Annotated in this window: 9 protein-coding genes and 3 tRNA genes; 5 read left to right on the forward strand and 7 right to left on the reverse strand. The window is 37.8% G+C overall.

What is annotated here, in order from left to right:
- The first annotated feature begins 35 nt into the window (after window positions 1–35).
- The 4 genes from BLW31_RS11265 to BLW31_RS11280 all read left to right on the forward strand — a co-directional run bounded on the left by BLW31_RS11265 (window position 36) and on the right by BLW31_RS11280 (window position 2,677).
- The gene (locus tag BLW31_RS11265) at window positions 36–2,336 is read left to right on the forward strand and encodes a patatin-like phospholipase family protein (RefSeq protein WP_029425550.1); all 2,301 of its coding nucleotides are present in this window, start codon (window positions 36–38) and stop codon (window positions 2,334–2,336) included.
- A gap of 78 nt (window positions 2,337–2,414) precedes the next feature.
- Window positions 2,415–2,488: transfer RNA gene (locus BLW31_RS11270), tRNA-Arg, on the forward strand.
- Window positions 2,489–2,507: 19 nt separating this feature from the next.
- A tRNA-Arg gene (locus BLW31_RS11275) sits at window positions 2,508–2,581 on the forward strand.
- A gap of 19 nt (window positions 2,582–2,600) precedes the next feature.
- Window positions 2,601–2,677: transfer RNA gene (locus BLW31_RS11280), tRNA-Arg, on the forward strand.
- 302 nt (window positions 2,678–2,979) lie between these two features.
- Here the strand turns inward: BLW31_RS11280 and dapA are convergent.
- Window positions 2,980–3,873, reverse strand: a complete 894-nt coding sequence (dapA, locus tag BLW31_RS11285; RefSeq protein WP_010538014.1) for a 4-hydroxy-tetrahydrodipicolinate synthase — start codon at window positions 3,871–3,873, stop codon at window positions 2,980–2,982.
- 59 nt (window positions 3,874–3,932) lie between these two features.
- On the reverse strand, window positions 3,933–5,933 hold the full coding sequence (gene ligA / locus BLW31_RS11290) for an NAD-dependent DNA ligase LigA (RefSeq protein ID WP_010538015.1): 2,001 nt from the start codon (window positions 5,931–5,933) through the stop codon (window positions 3,933–3,935).
- 76 nt (window positions 5,934–6,009) lie between these two features.
- On the opposite strand from ligA, the gene trmD reads away from it, so the two are divergent.
- On the forward strand, window positions 6,010–6,687 hold the full coding sequence (gene trmD / locus BLW31_RS11295; RefSeq protein WP_010538016.1) for a tRNA (guanosine(37)-N1)-methyltransferase TrmD: 678 nt from the start codon (window positions 6,010–6,012) through the stop codon (window positions 6,685–6,687).
- A gap of 218 nt (window positions 6,688–6,905) precedes the next feature.
- Here trmD and BLW31_RS11300 read toward each other — a convergent pair whose 3' ends face one another.
- From BLW31_RS11300 to BLW31_RS11320, 5 genes are all read right to left on the reverse strand, one after another.
- Window positions 6,906–7,817: a dihydroorotate dehydrogenase gene (locus tag BLW31_RS11300; protein ID WP_010538017.1), complete on the reverse strand. Its 912-nt coding sequence runs from the start codon at window positions 7,815–7,817 to the stop codon at window positions 6,906–6,908.
- On the reverse strand, window positions 7,805–8,581 hold the full coding sequence (locus BLW31_RS11305) for a dihydroorotate dehydrogenase electron transfer subunit (RefSeq protein WP_010538018.1): 777 nt from the start codon (window positions 8,579–8,581) through the stop codon (window positions 7,805–7,807). Before BLW31_RS11305 ends, BLW31_RS11300 begins: the two co-directional genes overlap by 13 nt.
- Before the next feature lie 76 nt (window positions 8,582–8,657).
- Window positions 8,658–9,128 (reverse strand): helix-turn-helix domain-containing protein, encoded by a 471-nt coding sequence (locus tag BLW31_RS11310; RefSeq protein WP_029425551.1) that lies wholly within the window; start codon window positions 9,126–9,128, stop codon window positions 8,658–8,660.
- 1,220 nt (window positions 9,129–10,348) lie between these two features.
- Window positions 10,349–11,368, reverse strand: a complete 1,020-nt coding sequence (holA, locus tag BLW31_RS11315) for a DNA polymerase III subunit delta (RefSeq protein ID WP_010538020.1) — start codon at window positions 11,366–11,368, stop codon at window positions 10,349–10,351.
- A gap of 24 nt (window positions 11,369–11,392) precedes the next feature.
- Complete coding sequence (locus BLW31_RS11320; protein WP_010538021.1) at window positions 11,393–12,169, reverse strand: AMP nucleosidase; 777 nt, start codon at window positions 12,167–12,169, stop codon at window positions 11,393–11,395.
- Between the last annotated feature and the right edge of the window lie 41 nt (window positions 12,170–12,210).

Genomic DNA, 12,210 nt, shown 5'->3' on the forward strand with positions numbered 1-12,210 from the left:
TAAATGATAAAAACTTCAATTGTTTGATTCAGGTTATGAGAAAAATACTTTTAGTGTTAATTGCTATATGGTTATTCATACCAACTGTCTGCGCCCAAAAAGTAGGTCTTGTTTTAAGTGGAGGTGGCGCTAAAGGATTGACACACATCGGTATCATCCGTGCCTTAGAAGAAAATAACATTCCCATTGATTATATTACAGGAACCTCTATGGGAGCTATCATTGGCTCTCTCTATGCGATGGGGTATTCTCCTGACGATATGGAAGAATTATTAAAATCGGAAGACTTTAAAAGATGGTATTCAGGACAGATAGAAGAAAAATACGTATATCATTTCAAAAAAAATGTCCCGACACCGGAATTTTTTAATATTCGTTTTTCGTTCAAAGACTCATTAAAAAATTTCAAACCACAATTTTTGCCCACAAGTGTGGTAAATCCCATACAAATGAATTTGGTATTTGTAGATTTGTATGCACGTGCTACAGCCGCATGTAAAGGTGATTTCGATAAGTTATTTGTCCCTTTCCGCTGCATAGCCTCTGATGTATACAATAAAAAGCAACTGGTAATGAAAAATGGAGATTTGGGGGATGCTGTCCGGGCCTCCATGAGTTTTCCCTTTATGTTTAAGCCGATAGAGATTGACAATGTTTTAGCATATGACGGGGGAATCTACAATAACTTCCCTACAGACGTTATGAGAGATGATTTTCACCCGGATATTATAATTGGGAGCGTTGTATCTACCAATCCTACTAAGCCCAAGGAAAATGACCTTATGAGCCAAATAGAAAATATGGTTATGCAAAAAACCGACTATTCTATTCCAGATTCAATGGGTATTTTGATGACATTCAAATATGACAATGTCAGTTTGATGGATTTTCAGCGAATAGATGAATTACACGATATTGGTTATAACCGGACCATAAGTATGATGGATTCTATAAAAAGCCGCATACACAGGCGGGTGAATCTAGATAATATACGTTTGAGAAGAATGGTATATCGAAGCAACTATCCGGAATTACGCTTCAAGAACATCATCATTGACGGAGCAAATCCCCAGCAACAGGCATACATTAAAAAAGAATTTCATAGTTCTGACAATAAGGAATTCACTTATGAAGACTTGAAAGAAGGATATTTCCGGTTACTTTCAGATAATATGATTTCTGAGATCATTCCACACGCTGTATACAATCCGGAGGATGAAACATATGACCTGCATTTAAAAGTTAAACTGGAAAATAATTTTGCCGTACGATTAGGAGGGAATATTTCCACATCCAATTCCAACCAAATTTATCTCGGACTCAGCTATCAGGATCTAAATTATTATGCGAAGGAGTTGCTTTTTGACGGACAACTTGGGAAAGTCTATAATAATGCACAATTTATGGCAAAGATTGACTTTTCTACGGCAATCCCAACCTCTTACCGTTTTATCGCATCCATCACAACTTTTGATTACTTCAAAAAAGACAAGTTATTTTCCAGAAATGACAAACCGGCATTTAATCAGAAAGATGAACGCTTTCTCAAACTTCAGGTAGGATTACCATTTCTTTTGAGTAAACGAGCTGAATTTGGAATAGGAATCGCCAGAATAGAAGACAAATATTTCCAGAGAAACATCATCGACTTTGAGAAGGATAGATTTGACAGAAGTCGTTACGATTTGTTCGGTGGCTCTATTAGCTTCAATGGTAGCACGCTTAATTCACGACAATACCCGACGCAGGGCTACAAAGAAGCCCTTATCGCACAGATATTTATAGGCCGGGAAAGATTCTATCCCGGCGAAGAAACCAAAGGAATTCAAATAAATAAAGAACACCATTCCTGGTTACAATTATCATATATGAAAGAAAAATACCATACGATGAACGAGCACTGGGTCTTAGGGTGGTATTTAAAAGCTCTGTATGCTTCTAAGAATTTCTCAGAGAACTATACGGCAACTATGATGCAAGCTGGTGAATTTTCGCCTACACAACATAGTAAGCTTACCTATAACGAAGCTTTTCGTGCCAATCAATTTGTGGGAGCTGGTATCCGCCCAATCTATCGTCTCAACCAAATGTTCCACCTGCGAGGTGAATTTTATGGTTTTATGCCTATTTATCCGATTGAAAGAAACTCATTAAATAAAGCATATTATGGAAAAGCTTTCTCTAAATTCGAATATTTAGGAGAAATTTCTGTAGTGTGTCAATTACCCTTCGGAGACATCTCTGCTTATGTAAATCATTATAGCTCACCGAGAAGGGAGTGGAATGTCGGGTTAAGTATCGGTTTCCAACTGTTTAATTACCGTTTCATCGAATAATTTTCCGCAAAAAAAGTCGCCAAACGCTTGCTAATTCGGGAAAAGTACGTATCTTTGCACCCGTTAAAACGAAACAATGGTCGCGTAGCTCAACTGAATAGAGTAGCTGACTACGGATCAGCCGGTTACAGGTTTGAATCCTGTCGCGATCACTTTTTCGGAAAACAGAATGGCCGCGTAGCTCAACTGAATAGAGTAGCTGACTACGGATCAGCCGGTTACAGGTTTGAATCCTGTCGCGGTCACTTCTACAATACTTAACAAGGTCGCGTAGCTCAACTGAATAGAGTAGCTGACTACGGATCAGCCGGTTACAGGTTTGAATCCTGTCGCGATCACCAAAATCCTCTGCATTTTTGCAGAGGATTTTGCATTTTCCCCCATTTCATCGAGGAAAATCGACATCAAGAAAGATATTTTAAACCGACCGCTTGATTACATTCAAAATAGGATGTTTTTCTCAAACACTTCAATACTTATTTTCAAACATCAGAAAGTTTATCTTTGAACATTAGGAAGATTAGAATTTCACTCAAAAAAAAAACCTCCACCACACTCGCATTAATTAAGAATTACGAGAGAGGGTGAAGGGGAAATATTTATAATAAGATGCACGGAAGATTAATACCTTTCCCGGATCCTATCAGCATTTAATATTTAACTCGTTTAAAACCTTACGTATTGCCTCAAACGTTGTTATTCTTGTTGGAACAAGTGGCAATCGAAGCTTATTTTCGATCATTCCCATTGCATTCAACATTGATTTTACTCCAGCCGGATTTCCATCCACAAACAAAAGATCAAATAACTCAGTAAACCTGTGATGAATAGTAAGAGCATTAGCAAAATCCCCCTGAAGCGCCAAGCGTGTCATACGGCTAAATTCACGTGGGAAAGCATTACCGATTACAGAGATCACCCCAACAGCTCCCAATGTTATTAGCGGGAAAGTGATGCCGTCATCACCAGAAATAACATTGAAATTATCTGGTTTATTCTTGATAATATCATCCATTTGGGTAATGTTACCGGAAGCTTCCTTAATGGCAATTACATTGCTGAAATTGCGGGCAATGCGCAAAGTTGTTTCAGCCGTCATATTTACCCCTGTGCGCCCCGGGACATTATACAACACAATAGGGAGTTCTGTAGCTTCTGATATAGCTTTATAATGCTGATAAATTCCCTCTTGCGATGGTTTATTATAATATGGCACTACAGACAATATAGCGTCAACTCCTGTAAAATCGTCATTTTTTAATGTTTCTACTATTGCACGTGTATTGTTACCACCTACACCCAATAAAATAGGAATTCTGCCGTTAACACGATCAATCACCATTTTTTTGATAGTCTTCTTCTCATCCTCGGTAAGAGTCGGAGTTTCGGCTGTAGTTCCCAGCACGCACAAGAAATCCGCATTATTCTGCAATAGATAGTCTACCAAACGCATCAACGCATCATAATCAACGCTTTCATCCTCTTTGAAAGGAGTAATCAGTGCTACCCCCATTCCTTTCAATTTAGTCTGTATCATGAGTTTTAATTATAATCTCTAATTTTATTAGGCGCAAAAGTACGAATATTTTTCATATCTTACGATATAAGTTTCAGAAATTCGTCCTCGCTTAGTATGGTTACTCCAAGTTTTTTTGCTTTTTCCAGTTTGGCTGGCCCCATATTGTCTCCGGCAAGGATAAAACTAGTCTTTGCAGAAATACTTCCTACATTCTTACCGCCATTTTTCTCAATAAGATCTTTGTACTCATCTCGCGAATGATGCGTAAACACACCGCTAATCACAATAGACTGACCAGCTAATTTATCCGTATACCCACTCATATCTTCTTCTCTGCGATAAAGTTGAAGTCCGGCTGCTTTTAACCTGCCAACTAACTCGCGATTGGACTCATTTGAAAAGTACAAAAGAATGCTCTTTGCTATTTTTTCCCCGATTTCATCGATACTTATCAGCTTTTCAAGGTCAGCCTGTTGCAGCTCATCAATATTTTCAAAAGACTTGGCAATTTTCTTTGCTACTGTCTCGCCAACAAAGCGAATCCCCAAAGCAAAAATGACACGCTCAAAAGGAACGGTCTTGCTCTGTGCAATTCCCGTAATAATATTCTCGGCAGATTTTTCTCCCATACGGTCCAGTCCTTTAATATCATCAGCTGTCAACTCATACAGGTCTGCCGTATTATGAATTAAGCCTAAACGATAGAACATATCCACCGTTTCAGGTCCCAATCCATCAATATTCATAGCTTTCCGACTTATAAAATGCTCTATTTTGCCTTTTATCTGTGGAGGACAGGCAGTTTCATTTGGACAATAATGAGCGGCTTCACCTTCATATCTTATTAATTTGCTGCCACATTCGGGGCAATTGGTAATGAACCTGACTTTCTCACCAAGCATAAAACTACGGGCATCTTTATCCACTCCTGTAATTTTAGGAATGATTTCACCTCCTTTTTCTACATATACCATATCTCCGATATGCAGATCAAGCCCTTCAATTATGTCCGCATTATGCAATGAAGCACGTTTTACAATCGTTCCAGAGAGCTGAACAGCATCTAAGTTGGCAACAGGAGTAACAGCGCCTGTTCTGCCTACCTGATAAGTAACCATATTCAACCGGGTTAATGCACGCTCTGCCTGAAATTTATAAGCAATTGCCCATCTGGGAGATTTTGCCGTAAAACCGAGATTCTTTTGCTGTCTCAAACTATTTACCTTTAAAACAATGCCATCGGTAGCTACCGGCAGATTCTTCCGTTCTACATCCCAATAATTGATAAAATCAAATACTTCTTCCAGTGTCTGACATTTACGTGTCAAATCAGATATTTTAAATCCCCATTTTGCAGCTTCCTGAAGATTTTCATAATGTCCGTCACATGGAAGCTTATCTCCCAACAGGTAATACAAATATGCATCCAACTTACGAGAAGCCACAACAGAAGAGTTCTGAAGCTTCAGCGTACCGGAAGCCGCATTTCTTGGATTAGCGAATAACGGCTCTTCACGTGCTTCTTTTTCACGATTCAACTCTTCAAATACCTCCCAAGGCATGAGAATTTCGCCACGTATCTCAAAAGAGGAAGGATAATTGTCACCATGAAGTACAAGTGGGATAGAGCGGATCGTCTTCACATTATCCGTCACATCATCACCCTTTTCTCCATCTCCACGAGTGACGGCACGAAGCAATTTTCCATCTTCATAGGTCAGAGAAATAGAAGTACCATCATATTTCATCTCACAGCAAATCTCAAAATCCTCATTCAACGCCTTTCGTACACGCTCATAAAAATCCGTGACTTCGCCTTCAGAGTATGTATTTGCCAAAGACAACATAGGATATTTATGCGCAACCTGGGTAAAATTTTTGTTGATATCACTACCGACGCGCATGGTAGGCGAATTTTCGTCTCTATATTCCGGATATGCCTGCTCCAAATCCTGAAGTTCTCGCATCTTATCATCAAAGTCTTTATCTGAAATTTCAGGGGCATTCAACACGTAATAATTATAGTTATGCCGATGAAGTTCAGCACGCAATTCCTCTATTTTTTCCTTTATATCCATATTTCTTCGATTGTTTAAGGCAAAAATACAGGTTTATCTTTGAATATTTGTACTTTTGCGAAAAATTATAAAGATTATGCGTATTGATATTATAACAGTTTTACCCGAAATGATTGAGGGGTTCTTCAATTGCTCTATAATGAAACGGGCTCAGGATAAAGGACTTGCAGAAATACATATCCACAATCTGCGCGACTATACCGAAGATAAATATCGCCGTGTTGATGACTACCCTTTTGGCGGATTTGCCGGAATGGTCATGAAAATAGAACCTATCGAACGTTGCATTAACGCTTTGAAGGCAGAACGAAACTATGATGAAGTGATTTTTACGACCCCTGATGGAGAACAGTTCAATCAGCCAATGGCTAACAGTCTTTCTTTGGCTCAAAACCTGATTATCCTTTGCGGACATTTTAAAGGTATTGATTATCGTATCCGTGAACATCTGATCACTAAAGAAATCAGTATCGGTGACTATGTATTGACAGGAGGTGAACTAGCAGCAGCAGTCATGGCAGATGCAATTGTCCGTATTATCCCTGGAGTGATTTCAGATGAACAATCTGCACTTTCCGACTCCTTCCAGGACAATCTGCTGGCAGCCCCTGTCTACACTCGTCCTGCCGACTATAAAGGCTGGAAAGTACCCGATATTTTATTATCCGGCCATGAAGCAAAAATAAAAGAATGGGAACTACAGCAATCTTTAGAACGCACCCGGAAACTTCGTCCTGACTTACTAGAAGACTAATGAATATATGTAAATAAAAACGACGGCAAGAAATTCAAGAAGTCTTACCGTCGTTTTTATTTATCTTCTATAAGAAAGACAAATCTGCTATTTTACTCTTCGGCCTAAATATCTTTTTCATCTATCATTCCCGTTAACGATTTTATTAGGCAAACTTTGGATAGCAAAATAACATTTTTCTTTCAGTTTCTATACGAAGGGTTATTGTATGTTTTCAATTATACCTCAAGTGCACCAATTATCTCTTTAACAGACTTACATCCGTGTCTCTCTAAGTAATCATTTATACCATCTTCAACTTTAATGGTAACAGCCGGATCTATGAAATTTGCTGTACCAATCTGGATAGCAGATGCACCAGCAAGCATGAACTCAACAGCATCTTTCCAGTTCATAATCCCCCCTAATCCTATGACAGGAATATTTACCGATTTCGCAACTTGCCAAACCATACGTAAAGCGATCGGTTTCACAGCAGCACCGGACATTCCCCCTGTTACAGTTGACAAAATAGGACGCTTACGCTCCGCATCAATAGCCATTCCTAGCAATGTATTGATTAATGATACACTATCCGCACCACTTTCTTCTGCTGCGCGGGCTATTTCTGTTATATCGGTAACGTTCGGAGAGAGTTTAACGATAAGTGTCTTTTTGTAAGCAGCACGCACTGCTTTTACCACTTCTGAAGCACCTTTTGCTGACACACCAAAAGCCATACCTCCTTGTTTTACATTAGGGCACGAGATATTCAATTCTATAGCAGGAATTTTGTCAAGTTCATTAATAATCTCTGCAGTTTTCACATAATCCTCAATAGCAGACCCGGATACATTTACAATCATATTCGTCTGAATATCCTTTATACGGGGATATATCTGTTCAACAAAGTAATCAACACCCTTATTTTGCAGTCCTACAGCGTTTAACATACCAGAAGGAGTCTCTGCCATACGAGGATATGGATTACCTTCACGTTTGTGAAGAGTAGTACCTTTTACAATAATACCGCCTATTCGCGCTATATCAATGAAATCTGAGAACTCTTCACCATATCCAAATGTACCAGATGCTGTCATCACCGGATTCTTCATCTGTAATTCACCTATATTTACACTCAAATCTGCCATAGTAGTTTATTTATATTAAAAACAGGACCTTCTTTACATACACACAAATGTCCTTCTGTCGTATTTTCCACACAACAGAGGCATGCTCCGATTCCACAAGCCATTGTGTTTTCTAAAGAGACTTCACATTCTATCTGATTACTTTTGGCATATTTTGCCACAGCCATCATCATTGGTTTAGGCCCGCAAGTATAAATCTGCTCAAAACGTACCTGATTTAATATAGAATGCTGAGTGACATACCCTCTTTCTCCGTGACTTCCGTCTTCTGTGGTAGTATACACCTCGCCATACTTAGCGAATTCTTCCAGTTGCAGCAGATCTTTATCACTGCGGGCACCCAAAAGAAAGGTAGGCTTATGACCATTTTTCGCCAATTGCTCACCTAAATATAACATAGGAGCTGTTCCGACACCTCCACCTACTAATAGAAGCTTATCTGAAGGCTTTTGAGGTATTGTATAGCCATTTCCCAAAGGAAGTACTACATTGATCACATCGCCCGGATTTACTTCTCCTAAACGTCTTGTTCCATCTCCAATCAATTGAATAAGAAACCATACCTCGTTTTGTCGCTTGTCTACAAAATTAATAGAAATAGGACGGCGTAAAAAAGTGGTTAATGAACCGTCCACCCGAAGCTCAGCAAACTGCCCCGGCAACATTTCGGGCAGTAATGACTGAGAAGTCAATTTCAGCAACACATAGTTTGCATTCAATCTAATATTCTCAGTGACTGTCAGATCTAAAATAAATTTCTTCATGTATGGATATAAAAGTATAAATTCGTATTCCGGATGCAAAGATACAGGAATTTGCTCAAACCACCGATTTTACCTCTCATTTTTCAGGTCGAAAGGTTTCATAAGTATTATCATCAAAAAAGATTCTTATTTCAGTGATTTTTCTGGCAGGCTTTTCTATATACCTAATCTCCTGTTTTACAATCTCTTTGGGTGCATTTTCAGTACTTCTTAATGGCATTTCCTTGCGATTTTCCGGATTGAACGGCTCTTTGGACGAATTTACAGGATTCTCATCAAATAAAGAAGGCTGATAATCGCCACTGGAAGAAACTATAGAAGCATCTTCTACAGAAGCTATCATTTCACCTTTACCATAAAGCAGCCATTCAAGATTTACATAACTATAAGTCTGATGTACCTTCATTACAACCTCCAAGCTTGGTTTATTCCGATCATTCAAAATATGTGAGAGAGTGGACTGCTGAACTCCAATTGTCTCAGCAAAAACCCTGGGAGGAACTTTTTCTCTCTCCATTATCATTCTAATTCTGTCTTTTATTTCCATACAGCCTTTTCTTGTTACAATTGTATGTATTAAACATAGATTTCACAGAAATATCAACTATCTCTATGAATATACAAAGGTAAATATTACAAATCACAAATGCAAATTACAATTATAAAAATATTAATATCACAAAAGTATGCACGTTATTACAAATGGAATATCACTCTTGTAAAACATGAAAAAACATACAAAAACAACTAATATATAAGATTTAATAAAGTCCAATAATCAACTGATAAACAGTCGTATAACAAACAAAACCAAGGAGATACACAAGAATTTCACAAAAATATAAGCCAATCAAATCACCTTTTTAGAGTAATAATTTAGAAATAGATGATATTTATATGATATACAATAATATAGTAGTATAAAGATAGAATGTTAACCGCCCTCCTATTACATCTATACACACATTATTATTAATGTAAATTACTGCATTTACTTTTGTACTCAGCATCGTATAATAACATTTGTATCGCGTTCACGAATATAAAATTCACAAACAAACAAATACGTTTATACAAAAGTAAATTTCAATAGTTGCAACAGCAATAAATCAAGGGATAAAATACGCCATTTACTTATGTATATTAAGAACTACTCAAATCTTCCTTTACATTTACCTCTGATCTAGCTCACAAATAGCAAATCCTTGCCATATTTCTGCATATTCGGTCGATTGATGATTTTTTTTCGATTCTAGAAGCATTATTTTCACAATAACAATCTATACTACAGCGGATTAAGCTCATTTTATCAATATCAAAATTTAGACTAACTAGGAAAAACATAGTAAAACACCTCAATTATTTTCCCGAATTATCAAAATGACATTTTATAAGTTTAGGAGAAAGAAGAGTCTCCCTCTATTTTATATAAAATCTATCTATGCCAATATGGTTTTCCATTCTATATTATAGTCTGAACGAAATCCGATTTTTTCAATTCTAAAAAATGATTATAGTATAAACTAAATAAGAGAAATACTGCTAAAAGAGAATTTAAATAGAGAAAGTGAAATTATTCAGATTCCTTTTCATGAATAAAAAATAAAGAGAAAAGAATAACTGATTCATTGTAAAATATTCACCTTAAAAAAGAGATTTGACTATGAGCTTAACCAAGTATTATTTGAAGCATACAAAAAAGGCATATACTTAATCTGCTTTACAGTAAAAGTATATGCCTTTTATTTATTAGAATATTCAGTTTCGCTAATGCAAAATTTTAAACACTAATTCACGAAGAATATCTCCGTCGGACATTGAACTGTTCTTCACTCCTTTTGATTTAGCATCAGCATATCGTATTTCACCAACAATCTGCATTGTCTTCACTCCACTATATTTGCGCATCGCAACAGCATAATCCCGAGCTTGCCAAGGAGTTCTTAATCCCAGCATATTGGCAATTCCCTGCTCCGACTTATCAGGTGCATAATACGCCAACATCAAGTTCGAATAAAAGCTGAACAACAGAGACAATGTCATTTGAATTGGATTCGTTTTTGGATTTTCCTCAAAGTATTTTATTATTTTATTTGCTTTCAGAATATCCTTTTCAACCAGAGCGCTTCGTAATTCAAAGTTATTATAATCTTTGCTTATGCCTATATTCTTCTCGATTTGTTCGGGAGTTACACGTTTCTGCCCCACAGGTAAAGTGATAATCAGCTTTTCCAATTCACCCGTCAAACGGCTTAAATCCGAGCCGACAAAATCAGCCAGCATAGCCGTTGCCTTGGGTTCCACATCTACTCCTTTCCGCTTCATATAAGAAGCAATGAAAGCTGGAAGCTGAGCATCTTTTATCTTCTTGGATTCAAACAGCACACCGGTCTTTTCTACTTCAGCAGCCAGTTTCTTTCTACGGTCCAACGTTCCGTGCTTATGACATATCACCAAAATAGTGGAATGAAGCGGTTTCTGAAGATAGTACGATAATTCTTCGATGTTTCGGACTGCTTGTGCCTCCTTGACTACTACTACCTGATGTTCAGACATCATAGGATAGCGTTTTGCAGCATTTATGATAGTCGCTACATCCACATCAGCCCCGTACACTACAGTCAGATTGAACTCTTTTTCCGTTTCGTTCAACACATTATCGGTAATGTAATCGGCAATTAAATCGATATAATACGATTCTTCCCCCATCAAATAGTAGATGGGACGATACTGCTTCGCCCTCAGTTCTTTGAGGATATCATCACAGGTCAGTTCTTGTTTTGCCATATATATTTTTAGAAAGGCCGGTGGTTACCAGTCGAATTTCAAGTGTTTTACAGTTTTCTTTGCATCAATAATCATGCGCAAAGAAGCAATGCCTATCTCGACATGCTCTTCCACATAATTCTTGGTGACCAAATTATCACTTTTATCTGTCTTCACTCCATCCGGAGTCATAGGTTGATCGGACACTAGCAATAAAGCGCCTGTTGGAATGTGGTTGGCAAAACCGCAACTGAACAAAGTAGCCGTTTCCATATCTACTGCCATTGCCCGGGTTTTTTTCAGATATTCCTTAAATACTTCATCATGTTCCCAGATACGGCGGTTAGTAGTGTAGACAGTACCCGTCCAATAATCGCGGCCATAGTCACGAATTGACGAAGAAACGGCACGCTGCAACATAAACGCAGGTAAAGCAGGAACTTCAGGTGGAAAATAATCATTGGATGTTCCTTCACCACGAATAGCAGCAATAGGAAGAATTAAATCGCCAATCTGATTTTTCTTGTCGATGCCGCCACATTTCCCCAAAAACAGGCAGGCTTTCGGACGAATAGCTCCCAATAAATCCATGATAATGGCAGCATTAGGGCTACCCATACCGAAGTTAATCATTGTAATGCCCTCGGCTGTAGCAGAAATCATATTGGCATCTCTACCCAAAATAGGAACATCAAATTGATTTGCGAAAATCTCTACGTACTTGTTGAAGTTAGTCAACAGAATATACTCTCCAAAATCTTCCAGGTTACGTTTTGTGTAACGGGGTAGCCAATTAGCTACGATTTCTTCTTTCGTTTTCATAATTATCTATTAAATTTGTGGTTCCAATAATAGAAACCGTT

Origin of the sequence: Bacteroides faecis MAJ27, from assembly GCF_900106755.1 — a bacterium.
Lineage (GTDB): Bacteria > Bacteroidota > Bacteroidia > Bacteroidales > Bacteroidaceae > Bacteroides > Bacteroides faecis.

Excerpts from the sequence above, each read along its gene's own strand:
- BLW31_RS11265 (WP_029425550.1), top strand. The coding sequence starts at position 36 with ATGAGAAAAATACTTTTAGTGTTAATTGCTATATGGTTATTCATACCA.
- trmD (WP_010538016.1), top strand. The coding sequence starts at position 6,010 with ATGCGTATTGATATTATAACAGTTTTACCCGAAATGATTGAGGGGTTC.
- BLW31_RS11310 (WP_029425551.1), bottom strand. The coding sequence starts at position 9,128 with ATGGAAATAAAAGACAGAATTAGAATGATAATGGAGAGAGAAAAAGTT.
- BLW31_RS11305 (WP_010538018.1), bottom strand. The coding sequence starts at position 8,581 with ATGAAGAAATTTATTTTAGATCTGACAGTCACTGAGAATATTAGATTG.
- BLW31_RS11320 (WP_010538021.1), bottom strand. The coding sequence starts at position 12,169 with ATGAAAACGAAAGAAGAAATCGTAGCTAATTGGCTACCCCGTTACACA.
- dapA (WP_010538014.1), bottom strand. The coding sequence starts at position 3,873 with ATGATACAGACTAAATTGAAAGGAATGGGGGTAGCACTGATTACTCCT.
- holA (WP_010538020.1), bottom strand. The coding sequence starts at position 11,368 with ATGGCAAAACAAGAACTGACCTGTGATGATATCCTCAAAGAACTGAGG.
- BLW31_RS11300 (WP_010538017.1), bottom strand. The coding sequence starts at position 7,817 with ATGGCAGATTTGAGTGTAAATATAGGTGAATTACAGATGAAGAATCCG.
- ligA (WP_010538015.1), bottom strand. The coding sequence starts at position 5,933 with ATGGATATAAAGGAAAAAATAGAGGAATTGCGTGCTGAACTTCATCGG.